The organism is Paraburkholderia sp. J10-1, assembly GCF_905220165.1.
Classification (GTDB): domain Bacteria; phylum Pseudomonadota; class Gammaproteobacteria; order Burkholderiales; family Burkholderiaceae; genus Paraburkholderia.
The window spans coordinates 189,986-204,509 of sequence record NZ_CAJMYW010000001.1; the positions used below are offsets into that span (position 1 = coordinate 189,986).

At 65.0% G+C, this 14,524-nt stretch carries 14 protein-coding genes; 6 read left to right on the plus strand and 8 right to left on the minus strand.

Going from position 1 to position 14,524, the window contains the following annotated elements:
* Positions 1-48 precede the first annotated feature (48 nt).
* Positions 49-1,029 (minus strand): amidohydrolase family protein, encoded by a 981-nt coding sequence (locus tag U5A65_RS00875; protein WP_321945159.1) that lies wholly within the window; start codon positions 1,027-1,029, stop codon positions 49-51.
* Between the two features lie 100 nt (positions 1,030-1,129).
* On the minus strand, positions 1,130-2,413 hold the full coding sequence (locus U5A65_RS00880) for an MFS transporter (RefSeq protein ID WP_321945864.1): 1,284 nt from the start codon (positions 2,411-2,413) through the stop codon (positions 1,130-1,132).
* 151 nt (positions 2,414-2,564) lie between these two features.
* Between U5A65_RS00880 and U5A65_RS00885 the strand changes: the two genes are divergently transcribed.
* Positions 2,565-3,467: a LysR family transcriptional regulator gene (locus U5A65_RS00885; protein ID WP_321945160.1), complete on the plus strand. Its 903-nt coding sequence runs from the start codon at positions 2,565-2,567 to the stop codon at positions 3,465-3,467.
* A gap of 21 nt (positions 3,468-3,488) precedes the next feature.
* On the opposite strand, the gene U5A65_RS00890 is transcribed toward U5A65_RS00885, so the two are convergent.
* On the minus strand, positions 3,489-4,361 hold the full coding sequence (locus U5A65_RS00890; protein ID WP_321915111.1) for a LysR family transcriptional regulator: 873 nt from the start codon (positions 4,359-4,361) through the stop codon (positions 3,489-3,491).
* A gap of 104 nt (positions 4,362-4,465) precedes the next feature.
* On the opposite strand from U5A65_RS00890, the gene U5A65_RS00895 reads away from it, so the two are divergent.
* The 5 genes from U5A65_RS00895 to U5A65_RS00915 all read left to right on the plus strand — a co-directional run bounded on the left by U5A65_RS00895 (position 4,466) and on the right by U5A65_RS00915 (position 10,476).
* Positions 4,466-5,359 (plus strand): CoA ester lyase, encoded by an 894-nt coding sequence (locus U5A65_RS00895; RefSeq protein WP_321945161.1) that lies wholly within the window; start codon positions 4,466-4,468, stop codon positions 5,357-5,359.
* Entirely contained in the window at positions 5,356-6,558 is a 1,203-nt protein-coding gene (locus U5A65_RS00900; protein WP_321945162.1) for a CoA transferase, read from the plus strand. The genes U5A65_RS00895 and U5A65_RS00900 overlap by 4 nt, the downstream gene beginning before the upstream one ends.
* A gap of 67 nt (positions 6,559-6,625) precedes the next feature.
* On the plus strand, positions 6,626-7,501 hold the full coding sequence (locus U5A65_RS00905) for an amidohydrolase family protein (protein WP_415764031.1): 876 nt from the start codon (positions 6,626-6,628) through the stop codon (positions 7,499-7,501).
* Between the two features lie 78 nt (positions 7,502-7,579).
* A complete protein-coding gene (locus U5A65_RS00910) occupies positions 7,580-8,947 on the plus strand; it encodes a short-chain fatty acid transporter (RefSeq protein WP_321915114.1) in 1,368 nt (455 codons plus the stop codon).
* Positions 8,948-8,991: 44 nt separating this feature from the next.
* Positions 8,992-10,476, plus strand: a complete 1,485-nt coding sequence (locus tag U5A65_RS00915) for an MmgE/PrpD family protein (protein WP_321945163.1) — start codon at positions 8,992-8,994, stop codon at positions 10,474-10,476.
* An 18-nt stretch (positions 10,477-10,494) separates the two neighbouring features.
* Here the strand turns inward: U5A65_RS00915 and U5A65_RS00920 are convergent, their stop codons facing one another.
* The 5 genes from U5A65_RS00920 to U5A65_RS00940 form a co-directional block, all read right to left on the minus strand.
* Complete coding sequence (locus U5A65_RS00920) at positions 10,495-12,081, minus strand: Na+/H+ antiporter (RefSeq protein ID WP_321915116.1); 1,587 nt, start codon at positions 12,079-12,081, stop codon at positions 10,495-10,497.
* A 111-nt stretch (positions 12,082-12,192) separates the two neighbouring features.
* A complete protein-coding gene (locus U5A65_RS00925; RefSeq protein WP_321915117.1) occupies positions 12,193-12,384 on the minus strand; it encodes a hypothetical protein in 192 nt (63 codons plus the stop codon).
* A 22-nt stretch (positions 12,385-12,406) separates the two neighbouring features.
* The gene (locus U5A65_RS00930) at positions 12,407-12,640 is read right to left on the minus strand and encodes a hypothetical protein (RefSeq protein ID WP_321945164.1); all 234 of its coding nucleotides are present in this window, start codon (positions 12,638-12,640) and stop codon (positions 12,407-12,409) included.
* 103 nt (positions 12,641-12,743) lie between these two features.
* Positions 12,744-13,649, minus strand: coding sequence for a LysR family transcriptional regulator (locus U5A65_RS00935; protein ID WP_321945165.1), 906 nt, complete (start codon positions 13,647-13,649; stop codon positions 12,744-12,746).
* A 92-nt stretch (positions 13,650-13,741) separates the two neighbouring features.
* Positions 13,742-14,509, minus strand: a complete 768-nt coding sequence (locus tag U5A65_RS00940) for an SDR family NAD(P)-dependent oxidoreductase (RefSeq protein WP_321945866.1) — start codon at positions 14,507-14,509, stop codon at positions 13,742-13,744.
* Positions 14,510-14,524: the final 15 nt, after the last annotated feature.

Genomic DNA, 14,524 nt, shown 5'->3' on the forward strand with positions numbered 1-14,524 from the left:
TCGTGCCGGCAAGCGCGGCCCAAAGGCCGCGCTTGCCGTCTCCATCGCTCAGAATCCAAACACCTTCAATGCATTGCCGCCGCGCACCGCATCGCTTTGCGCCTTAGGCAAGCGCGCGGTATTGGCGAACGCACCGCGCGTGTCATGCACCTGATGCGGCCAGTCCGTGCCGAACATCACCTGGTCCGCACCTACTACCGAAATCAGGAACTCGAGCGACGCCGGGCTATACGTGATGCAGTCATAGTAAATATGGCGCAAATAGTCGATGGGCTTGCGCTTCATCTGGCGCCGCTGCGGAATTTCCACGTCGTCGCCCTTGCCGAAGCGGCCCGCGAGATACGGTAGCGCGCCGCCCGCATGCGAGGCGATGATCTTGAGGTTCGGATACTGGTCGAAGAAGCCTTCGAAGATCATGCGCGTGATGGCGAGCGTCGTATCGAACATGAAGCCCACCGACCAGCTCAGGTCGAACTTCGTCATGTCCATTTGCTCGACACCCGGCGGATCGGTGGGGTGCACGAGCACCGGCAGTGCACGCCGGTCGATCTCGGCCCAGATCGGCGCGAACATCGGGTCGGTGAGGCTGCGGCCCGCCACGTTGGCGAGCACCATTACGCCGCTCGCGCCATTGGCGCAGGCGCGCTCCAGCTCCTGCACCGCGCGTTGCGGATATTCCCACGGCAGCGAAGCGAACCAGCGGATGCGCTCGGGGTGAGCCGCCTGGCCCTCCGCAATCGTGTCGTTGGTCTCGCGCGCGGCCTGGCAGCTCGTTTCCTCATCGCCCCAGAATACATTCGGGCATGTCAGCGAAACGACCGAAACGTCGATGCCCGCTTCGTTCATGTGCCTGATGCGAAGGTCGAAATCGAAATGGCCCTTCTGCGGAATCACGACCGGCGTGTTGCCGCGAAACACTTCCTGCTGCCCGTCGGGCCGCGTTTGAATGTTGTAGGCGCCGCCGCGCTCCTTGAGCAGTTCGAGCCATTTGTGCGTGAAGATATGGGTATGGACGTCAATGACGGGCATGCTGGTTTCTCCTGTTCGAGATTGCCGATGGAATGGCTAACGCTTCGTCATCCTTATCGTATGGATAAAAGCATCAGCGTGTATGGATGCGCTGCTCCGCTCAAATGGACGAAGGCGCCGAAAGGTCGCTCAAGTGCGGTGCTTCGCGCTTGAGCATGAACGCGCCAACCAGACCCAGCGCGAAGAACACCGCGCAGAAGTGGGCAGGCGCCATGTTGTTGCCCGTGGTGTGCAGCAGCCAGGTCAGCACGAACGGCGAGAATCCGCCGAAGACCGCCGCGCCGATGTTGTACGAAATCGCGAGGCCCGTGGAGCGCACTTCAGTGGGAAAGAGCGCCGCGAGCGCCGTGGGAATCGGGCTGTTCGAAGCACCGATCAGCAATGCGAACAGCAATTCGACCGTCATGATCGAAACGATGGAAGGCGCGCTCACGATCCAGTAATAGGCCGGATACAGCACGATGAGAAATACGATAAGCGAGCCGCAAATCATGCGGTTGCCGCCCACGCGGTCCGCCATATGGCCGAATAGCGGAATGGTGACCACGCGCAACAGTACGCTCGCCAGCAGTACGTTAAAGGGCAGAGTCACCGGCATGTGCAGATTCTGGACCGAGTAAATCGGCAGATAGGTGATGATCACGTACGCCATGACGTTGAGCGCGGCGCTCAGCGCCGTCGCCACGAATAGCTCGCGCGGGTATTGCGACACCACGCGGCTAAACGGCGCCTTCACGCGCTTGTCGATCTGCTCGAATGCCTCGGTCTCCGGCAGACTGCGGCGAATATAGAAACCCACCGGGCCAATGAGCAGACCAAAGAGGAACGGAATGCGCCACGCCCATGACTCGAGCGCATGCGGCGTGAAGAGGTGCGTGAGCGCGCTGCCCATGGCCACGGCCAGCAGCGCGCCAAGCGCCTGGGCGAACATCTGCCAGCTGCCGTAAAGGTTGCGCCGCCCTTTCGGCGCGTACTCGATCAACATGGCCGTCGCCGTGCCGAACTCGCCGCCGGCCGAAATACCCTGCAGCAGCCGCGCACACAAGACGATTGCGGGCGCAACGAGTCCGATCTGCTGAAAACCGGGCGTAAAGGCGATCATCGCGGCCGCCAGCGTCATCAAGGCGATGACGAGCGTGAGGCCCGCCTTGCGGCCCTTGCGGTCTGCGTACATGCCGAGCAGCACGCCGCCGAGCGGCCGCACGACGAACCCCGCGCCGAACGTGGCCGTGGTCAGCATGAGCGCCGCGTATTCGCTGTCGCCGGGAAAGAACTGTTTGGCGATGATGATAGAGAGAAACCCGAATACGACGAAGTCGTACCACTCCAGCACGTTGCCGAGCGTCGACGCCACGGCGCCGCGCCAGCGTATGCGCGTATCCATTGCTCTCACGACTGTCTCCATGCGGTCAGCTCATGGCTGGCCTGCCTCTATTGGACCTTTAACGACTTCATCGAATCTGCCGCAATGCAATGTAAGGCACTATAGTCATGAAGACAATCGAACAAATTCAATGGCTCCATAAAGTTACTTTATGCAACCGACCATCAAGCAACTGCGCGCATTCGCGCTTGTCTGCCGCTTCGGGGTGCTCACGCGCGCCGCCGACGAAATGTTCATCACGCAGCCGGCCGTCAGCGTGCTGATCCGGCAGATGGAAGAAGCGCTCGGCATGCGCCTGTTCGACCGTACGTCGCGCTCGCTGCGGCCCACGGTGGCGGCGCAGGAAATCCTGCCCACTGTCGAGCGCATGCTGCGCGACCTCGAATCGATCCAGTCGAGCGTGAAAGAGCTGGCCGGGCGCGAGCGCGGACAGTTGCGCTTCGCCGCCACGCCTTCCATCGCGGCAGCCATCGTGCCGCGCCTCGTGGCCGAGTACCGCGCCCTGTATCCGAACATCGAGGTCTCGATCGACGACGCGGCGCCCGACCGGCTCACCGCCTCCACGCTCACCGGCGACGTGGAGTTCAGCATCGGCACCATCAGCGACAAACCCGAAGGCATTACGCTGCAATGTCTCGCGCGCGACCGGCTCTGCGCGATCTGCCGCAAGGATTCGCCGCTCGCGAAAAAACGCCGCGTAACGTGGGCCGACGCGCTCGGCTACCCGTGGATCGGCGTGAAGCCGGGCAGCGGCATTCGCGGCCTGATCGACGAAACGCTCTTCGCGCTGGGCGAGCGCAAGGCCATTGAATATGAGGTGGCCTATATGACAACCGGGCTTTCCATGACGCAGGCCGGACTCGGCATCGCGATCTTTCCCGGCATGCTGCTCGGCTCGTTTCCACACCGCGATCTCGTCGCGCGCAAGCTCGAGGCGCCCGTTGTCACGCGCGACGTCAATCTGATCCGTCGCGCCGACCACTCGCTTTCGCCCGCCGCCGAGTCGTTCATCGAGCTTTGGTACAAGCGCATCGGCAAGCCGGCGGCCGCCTGAAGCCCGCGCGAGCGCGTCACATCACCTGCGCACCACTTCTGCCGAGCATTCGATGAGCCCGCGTATCACGCGGCTGCGCGTGGAAGCGCGCGACCACAGAATGCCGAAGCGGCGTGGCTCGGTTGCCTCCGGCAGCGGGAGGCGCGCGAGCCGCAAGCCCTTCGTAAGCGGCGTGCCGATATCGGGCACGAGCGAGACGCCAAGGCCGCGATCCACCATCAGCGCAATCGCCATCAGCGAATTCAATTCGAACAGCTCGCGCGGCACGATCTTCGCACGGCGCAGATACTGGTCGGCCTGCTTGCCGCCGCCAAGCGCGCGGTCGTAGCGTATGAACGGCTCGCGCCGCAGCAGTTCGTGCGGATCGGTGCGCGCGAGCTTTGCAGGCGCTAGCACGACGATGGGCTCTTCGCGCAACAGATGCCAGTCATACGATTTCGGCAGCGCGAACGCGGGGTGCAGGCAGATGGCCACGTCCAGCTCGCCGCGCTGCAAGGCCTCGAATAGCTCCGTCGAGGTGCCAGCGCGAATCAGCAGCTTGACTTGCGGAAAAGCCGCGGCGAAGCGTGCAAGCACGTCGGGCAGCACGCTCAGCAGCGCCGACGTGATGGTCCCCACACGCAGCTCGCCGCCCATTTCCTGCTCCTGCGCCAGCGCTTTCAGCTCGTCGAACCCGCGCACGAGCGAGCGGGCGCGCTCCACGACTCGCTGGCCCGCCTCCGTGGGAATGACGGTACGTCCCGCGCGCATGACGAGCGCTACGCCCAGCTCGCGCTCGAGCGTCTGGATTTGCTGCGCGATCGCGGCGGGCGTTACGCCCACGCGGCGCGCAGCCTCGGCCATGGAGCCGCTCTCCACGACCAGCAGCAGGTTGCTCAGGAAGCCAGTGTCCATAAATGTAGCTTTTCTATGGTTTAAAGATAGATTCGCATAGTTTATCTAAATCGTTGCCGATCGTAGACTGCGCTTCAGTGGTGATCTATACGGAATGCGTGGAAATGAGAAGCAAACTGTTCGTGCCGGCATCGCGCCCGGAGCTGTTCGAAAAGGCGCTCGCGAGCGCCGCGGACGCGTTGTCGTTCGACCTGGAAGACTCGGTGGCACCCGCGCGTAAACCCGAGGCTCGCGAGGCGCTGCGAGCCCTGCTGGTTTCGCCCGCGGTGCGTGAGCGCGGCAAGGTGCTGATCGTGCGCGTGAACGCGCTCGACACACCGTGGTTCGCCGACGATATCGCCGCCGTGGTTCAGCCTGGCCTCGATTACGTGAATCTGCCGAAACCCGAATCCGCCGACGACGTGCGCGCCGCCGCCGCCGCGATCGAGCGCGCGGAACGCGCCAACGGCGTGAGCCGCCCCGTGAAGCTGCTGCTCAACGTCGAGTCGCCGCGCGCGCTGCGCGAAGCCGCGACACTCGCGTGCGCCAATGAACGCGTGGCGGGACTGCAATTGGGTCTTGGCGACTTGTTCGAGCCGCTCGGCATCGCGCGGCGCGATCCGGCAGCCGTGCAGCAGGCCATGTTCAGCCTGCGGCTCGCTGCGGGCGAAGCCGGTGTGTTCGCGTACGATTCGGCTTTCGCTAATATCAAGGATGCCGAAGGATTTCGCGCCGAGGCCGAGTTGGCCCGTGCGCTCGGCTTCCTCGGCAAGAGCTGTATCCACCCGAGCCAGATCGCGCTCGCCAACGACGTGTTCCGGCCTTCCGACGACGAAATCGCCCACGCGCTGCGCGTGGTGGAAGCCGCGCGCAACGCCGAACGTGACGGCGTGGGCGCTTATGTCGTGGATGGCAAGATGATCGACGCGCCTTTCGTCGAGCGCGCCCGCGCGCTCGTGCAAAGCGCCGAGCGGCTTGGACTCGTTGCGCCCGCAACGTCGAGCGAGGTGCGCCAATGAACGCGCTGCCCGAAATGAACGCCGCGCCGCGCGGCCCGCTCGCTGGCGTGCGCGTGCTCGACCTGAGCGCCTATATCGCGGGCCCGTATGGCTGCACACTGCTCGCCGATCAAGGCGCGGACGTCATCAAGATCGAACCGCCCACGGGCGACAACCTGCGCAAGTACCCTTCCACGCTCGAAGCCGAAAGCCGTGCCTTTCTCGGCGTGAACCGCGGCAAGCGCGGCCTCGTGCTCGATCTGAAGCAAGCACGCGCGCAAGAGGTGCTGCTGTGCCTCGTCAAACAGGCCGACGTGCTCGTGCACAACTTCCGGCCCGGCGTGCCAGCACGCCTGGGCATTGCCTGGGAACAGCTGCGCGAAGTGAATCCGCGGCTCATCTACTGCGCGGTCACCGGCTACGGCGACCAGGGCCCGAACAAGGACAAGGCCGGCTACGACCAGGTGCTGCAAACCATGACGGGCATGTGCACGTTCCAGGGCAAGCCCGGCGGTCCGCCCGAGATTCTCTATGGCTCGGTGGTGGACTATTACGCCGCCGCGCTCGTTGCGGCAGGGGTCTCCTCCGCGCTGTTCGAGCGCGAACGCAGCGGCGCGGGCCAATATGTGGGCGTTTCGCTGTTGCGCAGCGCGCTCACCATGCAGTCGGCGCGCATGATCTGGGCCGACGACGAACCGAAGGACATAGGCCGCGACATGCGCTCGGGCGGCATCACCGGCATTCATCCCACGCGCGAAGGCTGGCTCTACATCTCGGCGAACACGCCGCATTTCTGGCAGGCGCTCTGCGAAAAAACCGGGCTCGCTGCACTCGCGCAGGACCCGCGCTACGATTCGGTGCGCAAACGTGCGGAGCATCGCGACGAGATCGTGCCGCAACTGCACGCCGCGTTGCAGGCGCGCAGCGCGCTCGAATGGGAAGCGCACTTCGGCGAGGCGGTGCCCTGCGCGGCCGCACGCACGGTCGAAGATATGTTCGACGACCCGCAAGTGCTCGAGGAAGAAATGGTCACGCGCTACGACTATCCCGGCGTGGGCGCGTATCGCGGCTTTCGCGAGCCGATTCGTTTCGGCGCCTCGCCTGCACCCGATCCGATCGCCGCGCCCGCCTTCGGCGAGCATTCGGACGCGGTGCTGCGCGAGGCGGGCTGGAGCGATGCGGAGATCGAACGCTTGAGAAGCGAGCACGCCGTGCTCTGAACAGAAAAAGCCGCAACCGCGCACGCCGATTCCCGTTAGCGTGCGCGGCAAACAAGGAGACAACGCAATGGACCGTGAGCATCATGTCCATACGATCGATACATCCAACGCACGCATGCAGGCGCCCGCCTTCGCGTGCGATTCGCATATCCACATCTACGATCGCCGCTTCGCGGCGTCGCCCGGCAACGGCGCGCATATCGTTGAAGGCGCAACGGTCGAGGATTATCGACGCGTGCAGCAACGCACTGGCACGCAGCGCACGGTAATCGTCACGCCGCGACCTTATGGCACCGATAACTGCGTGACAGTCGACGCGATCCGCCAACTGGGTATCGACAACGCGCGCGGCGTAGCCGTTCTGCGCCCCGAGGTAAGCGACGCCGAACTCGACATGCTCGATCGCGGCGGCATACGCGGCATCCGCTTCACGTTGTACACGCCGCATCAGGCGGTCGTCACCTTCGACATGGTCGAGCCGCTTGCGCGGCGCATCGCGGAACTCGGCTGGCATGTGCAGTTGCACTGGACCGCCGACCAGATCGTCGAGCACGAAGCGTTGCTCACGCGCCTGCCCTGCAAGATGGTGTTCGACCATCTCGCGCGCCTGCCCTCGCCGGCGGGCACCTCGCACCCCGCGTATGGCGTGGTGCGCCGCCTCGCGGCTTCCGGGCGCGTGTGGGTCAAACTCTCGGGCGCCTACCTCGATTCGCAAGCGGGACTCGCGGGCGGTTACGCCGACATGGCCGGGACCGCGCGCGCATGGGCCGCACTGCTGCCGCAGCGCACCGTGTGGGGCAGCGACTGGCCCCACGTAACGGAAACGCACAAGCCCGACACCGCCTCGATCTTCGATCTGCTCGGCACGTGGGTCGAGGACGAAGCGGCACGCAAGCGGATTCTCGTGGACAACCCTGCCGAACTCTACGGCTTCGCCCGATGAACTAGCGCCACTGCGCCACCGATACAAACAGCCGCGCGCGAGGTACGCGCGGCCACTTTCAGCACCAGGAGACACTACGTGAAGTCCACCGCCACCGCCGCACCTGTACGCAAAGCGCGCTTTACCGACGCGACGATCAGCCTGTTCGAACGCACCATTCCCGACCCGTTCGTGCTCGCGATCCTTATCACCGCGGTCGTGGCCGCGCTTTCGGCGATGTTCGCCCCGCATGCCACGCTCAACACGCTCGTGGTTGGTTGGTACAAGGGATTCTTCAATATCCTTACGTTCGCCTTCCAGATCACACTCGTTCTTGTAACGGGCCACGCGTTCGCCCACGCCGCGCCCGTGCAGCGCGTGTTCAAGGCGCTCGTGGGCATGGCCCGCACGCCCGTACAGGCCGCCTCGCTCACCTTCGTGCTCGTGGCTGTGGCGTCGTTCTTCAACTGGGGCCTCGGCCTCGTGGTCAGCGCGCTGCTCGCGCGCGAAGTGGCCAAGCGCATGCGCGTGGACTTCGCATGGATCGTCGCAGCGGGCTTTTCGGGCTGGGTGGTATGGGCAAGCGGCATTTCCAGCTCGATCGCGCTCGCGCAATCCACGCCCGGCAGCGCGATGAATGTCGTGCAAAAGCTCACGGGCCAGGTGCTGCCGTTCAACGACACCGTGTTCACGGCATTCAACCTCGTGCCGGTGATCGTCATGCTCGTCGCCACGCCCGTCGTGCTCGCGCTCCTCAAGCCGCGCGACGAAGACGCCGTCGTGCTCGACATCGAAAAGAACCCCGACCCGGAACCGCGCAAGCGCCCCGAAGGCAAGCTGAGCTTCGCGAAGTGGCTCGAATACTCGTGGATCGGCAGCGCGTTCATCGGTCTCGTGGGCGTGACGTTCCTCGTGCTCGCGCGCCTCGAGCACATCGAAGCGTTTTCCGGTGTGAACGCCGTGATCTTCGTGATGTTCATCGCGGGCGTGATCCTGCACGGCTACCCGCTCGCTTACGCGGATGCGGTCAAGAACGCCGCCAAGCAAACCGGCTCGATGATGCTGCAATACCCGCTCTATGGCGGCGTGATGGGCATGATGGACGCCACGGGCCTGCCCAACGTGATCTCGCACTTCTTCATCGCGATCTCGAACACGCACACGCTGCCGTTCTGGAGCTATGTGTGCTCGCTGATCGTCACGTTCTTCATTCCGAGCGGCGGCGGTCACTGGGCCGTGCAGGGTCCGTTCGTCGTGCCTGCGGCGATCGCGCTGCACGCCTCCATGCCCGCCACGACGATGGCCGTCGCAATGGGCGAACAGGTCTCCAACATGATGCAGCCGTTCTGGGCCGCGCCCGTGGTTGCGATGGCCGGCATTGGCGTGCAGCGCGTGCTGGGCTTCACGGTCATGACCTTCCTGCTCGGCACCGTGGTATTCGGCGCAGCGCTGCTGCTGCTCGTCTGACCCGCATTCTTCCCTAAAACCATCAAAGAACAAGGAGACACCGCATGCAACGGCGTGCATTCATGGCGTCGCTCACGGCGCTCGCCGCGGGCGCGGGCACATTGGGCGGCATGGGCGCGGCGCGCGCGCAGAAGGTTGCGTCCGCACCGGCTTCGCCCACCATCGCGCAGCGGCTCGCGGCATACGCCGCCGCGCTGAACTACGATGACCTCGACGCGAACACGATCGAAGCGGTCAAGACCCACACCGCCGACGCGCTGGGCTGCGGCATCGCCGCGCTCGGCGAGAAACCGGTGGGCATCGCGCGCCAGGTTGCGCTGAACTACGCGAGCGGCGACGGCCGGGGCGCCACGGTGCTCGGCACGCAGCGGCGCACGTCGCCCGACCTCGCCACGTTTGCGAATGGGGCCGCCATCCGCTACTACGATCTCAACGACGTGTATGCGGGCAAGGAAATCGGCCACCCGAGCGACAATATCGCAGCGTGTCTCGCGCAGGCCGAGGCCGAAGGCGCGAATGGCCGCGACCTGATTGTCGCCATCGCCCTCGCCTACGAAATCGACTGCCGCCTCATGGACGCCGCTTCGATCAGCTCGCGCGGCTGGGACCACCCCATCTTCAGCCTGCCCGCAGCCGCGCTTGCGGCGGGCAAGCTCATGAAGCTCGACGAGCGGCAACTGGCCGAAGCCGTCAACATCGCGCTCAACGGCCATCTCGCGCTGAACCAGACGCGCGTGCAAACCATGTCGAACTGGAAGGGTCTCGCCGATGCCGACGCCGCGCGCAACGCCGTCTTTTCGGCCGCCCTCGCGCGCGACGGACTCACAGGCCCCGCGCCGATCTTCGAGGGGAATGCGGGGCTGTTCAAGCAGGTATCCGGGCCATTCACCATCGACACGGCGAGCTTCGGCGGCAAAGGCCGGCCGTTTCGCATCAACGACTGTGCGGTGAAGTTCTACCCGGCGCAGGCACTCACGCAAACGGCCATTGCCGCGGGCATCGACGTCGCGAAACAGGTGGGCGATCTCAACCGCATTGCCAGCATGGAGATTCGCACCTCGCACGAAGGCTATTTCTCGGCGGGCATGGACCCGCAGAAGTGGGCGCCGGAAACGAGCGAAACCGCCGATCACAGCCTGCCCTATGTGACCGCGCGCGCCATGTTCGACGGCGACATCAGCCTGGCGAGCTACCGCTCCGAGGCGCTGCATGACCCGAAGATTCGCGCGTTCATGCAAAAGATCAAGGTGGTGGAGGACCCCGAACTGACCCGGCTCTATCCGAAGTATTACGCGACCATCGTGAGCGCCACGCTCACGGACGGACAAACCGTGTCGAAGCGCGTGGACGACATTCCAGGCTTCGCCACGCGGCCGATGCAGCGCAGCGACTTCGCGGTGAAGTTCCGCAAGAACGCGGCGCCTGTGATCGGGAGCGCGCGTGCCGAGGATGCGCTGGGCTTTCTCTGGAGTCTCGACCAGCAACGCGACCTTTCGACTCTGTTCGCGCCACTTGTCGTGCACGCCTGAAGAACGTGAAGGAGAGTATCAGCCCCTTCCGTGCCGCGCCGAAAGCTCCTCGAGATCGAGATCGCGTTCGAGCACACGCAGCAGTTCGTCGTGGATCTGGCCGGCGCGGTGCAGCTTCAACAGCTCCGCGCGCCCGGCCTCCACCGCGGCCAGCACGACGTCGTAGTGGGAGGTGCGCATTTCCTGGGGATAGCGCTCGGCGTTTTCAAAATTGCGCGTGAGGTTCGCGCGATACGTGTATTGCTCCAGCAAACGCGGGTGGATGACGCTGCCGTCCGGCCCGTGTACGAGCGGCGTGATCGCCGCAAGCTGGGCGGCTTCGAGGCGCGCCCACGCCTGCGGCTCGCTGAGATAGGCTGACTCCCCTTCGAGATCGTTCGCAGGCCTGATCAGCTTGATGAGCGGCCCTATGGTCGTGCCTTGCAGCAGCACCGTGAACAGAATGACGGCAAACGCGGCGAAAAGAATGAGGTCACGCCCCGGCATCGCCTCCGGCAAGGCGAGCGCAATGGCCAGCGTAACCACGCCGCGCATGCCGGCCCAGCTCACCACCGCCGCGCCGCGAAAGTCCGCGGCGCTCACGCGGCGCGGCAATATGCGATGCAACGCTGCCCGGATGACCTCGATGCCATAGGTCCACACGCAGCGCGAAACGACGACGGCGAGCACCACGGCCATCGCGGCGGGACCGAGCAGCGCGACGGCATTGCCCGTACCGCCGAGGCGAAGCATGACCCCGCGCAGCGAAAGGCCGATCAGCACGAATACGAGCCCCTCGAGCACGAAAACCATGACCTGCCAGAACGCCGTGCCGCGGCTGCGCACGGTAGCCGAAAAGACTTCATGCTGATGCCAGCCTAGCTGCATGCCGCACGTGACCGTGGCGATCACGCTCGACACGCCCAGCATGTCCCCCGCGATATAGGCGACCCAGCCCGCCAGCACCGATGCGGTGATGATCAGGTATTCGTCTTCGAGCTGACGCAGCAGACACACCACGACATAGCCCACGACAAAGCCCACCACGATCCCGCCGAGCGCAAGCCCGACGAAACTGAGCGCCGCATTCGGTTCGCTGAACGCTCCCGTCAATGCCGCCGCCACGGCGAAGCGAAACAGCACGAGACCGGCGGCGTCGTTGAGCAGGCTCTCGCCTTCGAGCAGCACCATCAGGCGGCGCGGCAGCGCGAGCCGTTCGAGCACGGCTTTCGCGGCGACGGCATCGGGCGGCGAGACCACCGCGCCCAGTGCGAAACAGGCGGCCCACGGCAGCGAAGGAACGGCCCAATGCGCAACCACGCCGACCGCCCAAGTCGTGAATGCCACCGCGCCGATGGCGAAGAGCAGGATGGGCGCGAGGTGGCGCTTGAAATCGGACCAGACGAAGGAGTAAGCGCCGTCCATCAGCAGGGGCGGCAGGAACACGATGAGGACGAGGTCGGGGTCGATGACGACCGGCGGCAGGCCGGGTACGAACGCCAGGGCGGCGCCACCGACCAGCAATGCGGCAGCGGGTGGCAGGCGCAGTCGTTTCGCGAGCAGTTCGAGCGCGATGATGGCGATGAGCGCCAGGAGCACAAGCTTGAACGCCGACACGGCCGACATGACGCTTCCTTATTGTTGCCCGGGTACGGTGCCCGGGGTGGCGCGAGGGAAAGCGTATCTTGCCATGAAGGCCGTGGAGGAGAAACCGGCGTGCAGCCCTGCCGTTGGCGGCTAGATCGCGAGGTTGAGCCAGTCGGCGATCACGTGCGCCGCGACGACCAGGCAGACGACCCCCACCAGAACGCCCATGCACATGCCGATATCGACGTACAAATGACGGTGCCGCTCGATGATGGCGGCGAGGTAACTATCCGGGTTGACCGGCTTTTTGCCCGCCCGGTAGCGTTCGCGGAGTTTGGACATTGGAATCGCCTCGTCGGATCGATTAGAGGCGTTCGAGCAAAAGGTACACGCCGATCACGATACCCATGCAAAATGCCGCGCAGCCGAGCGCCACGCCGAGGTTGATGATTTCGGTGCACTGGCGCCGAACGAAATCGACGGCGATACGCTCGTGCCGCGCAACGGGCTGCGCGTTCGCGTGCGTGTGGATGGACTCGCCCAGCGCATCGACGTGTTTCATCAGATGCGACGTATCGAGCAACAGTTGCGGACCCATGACTTGCCTCCAGCGCGGAAGATTGCGGTGAAGGCTTCAGATTAGGGAAATGGGCGTGGCGGGGATATCAGAGGAATTCGAAATGAGAGGTGGCGACCGTCCCTCAATTTCCGCAAGCGTGAATCAAAAACTGCTGCATCGCGCGCGCCGGATCGCTCAACACCGCGCCCGGATGCCACAGCATGCCCGCCTCCATCTGCGGAATGGCGTCCTCGATGGCGCACGCGTCAATGCGCTTGCCTTCCAGCGACCACGGCCTGAACACCATGTCCGAGAGAATCGTCACGCCAAAGCCATGCGCCACGAGGCCGCGCAACGCCTCCATCGAACTCGTGCGAAACGCGATATTCGGCGCAATGCGCCGCTTCTTCCAGTAGCGCAGCGTCGAGGCCTCGCCCTCGTCCACCGTGATCAGGATATAGGGGTAGCGCGCGATGTCGCGCAGCGTGACGGTGCCCGTCTGCGCCAGGGGATGCGTGGGCGCCGCCCACAACTGGCGTCGCGAGCGCATCAACACGTGGTGGCCAAAGCGCGCGCGCCGCTCCACGTTGGAAAGCAGCGCCACGCCAAGATCCACATTGCCCGCGAGCACCGCTTCCTCGATAGCCGGGCGGTCGAGATCGTGCAGATCGATCTCGATCTCCGGATACGTCGCACGAAAGCGCGCGAGCAGTTCCGGCAAAAAATAACCGAGCAGCGTATACGAGGCGGCCATGCGCACCGTACCGCGCAGGCTGTGCGCGCGAAACGGCGCTTTGTGCAGCGCGTCGCGCACCGACTCCAGCACGTGGCGCGCGTGATTGAGGAAGTCCTGCCCGTCGGGCGTCAGCTCCACGCCCTGGGGCAAGCGCACGAATAGCCGCGTGCCGAGCGCCTCTTCGAGCGCGAGCACCGCGTTGGTGATCGCGGACTGCGAGACATGCTCGGCCGCCGCCGCCATCGAAAACTGCCCGTTCTGCGCCGCCGCCACGAAGTAGCGGAACTGCCGCAAAGTCACGTCCTTGGCCATGTGCTTTTCGAATATCGTGAGTCGATGGTTCCGATTCTACGATACACAGTCTTCGACGTCCCTGCGGCGATCCGTCCAACGCGGAACGTCGACTAGCGCGGCGCCATGCGCAATGCACCGTCAAGGCGTATCACCTCGCCATTCAGGTAGCGATTGCCGACGATATGCTCGACGAGCGCCGCGAACTCCGCGGGCTGGCCGAGGCGTTGCGGAAACGGCACGCCCGCGCCCAGCGCCTGCTGCACTTCCGCGGGCATGGCGAGAAGCATCGGCGTTTCGAAGATGCCTGGCGCGATCGTCACCACGCGAATTGCGTTGCGCGCCAGCTCGCGCGCCGCCGGCAGCGTGAGCGACACCACGCCGCCCTTGGAAGCCGCATAGGCCGATTGCCCGATCTGGCCATCGTAAGCCGCCACCGAAGCCGTGTTGACGATCACGCCGCGCTCGCCGCCTGCGTCGGGCGTATTGTTCGCCATGGCCACGGCCGCGAGGCGCATCACGTTGAAGGTGCCGATGAGGTTGACGCTCACGACCTTCGCGAACAGATCGAGCGAATGGGCGCCCTCTTTTCCGACGATGCGTTGCGCCGGCGCGATGCCCGCACAGTTGACCACACCATGCAGCGCGCCGAAGCGCTGCGTGACGAGCGCAATCGCCGCCTCGACGCTTGCGGCCTGCGTCACATCGACCTCTACGGCAAATGCACGCTCGCCGCCATTCGCCGCCTCGTCGCGCGCACGCGCGATGTCGATATCGGCGAACACGACGTTCGCGCCGCGTTCGAGCAAATGCCGTCCCACCGCGGCACCGAGTCCTGAACCACCGCCCGTGATCAAAAACGTCTTGTCCTGCACCACCATCTGAATCTCCTCCAT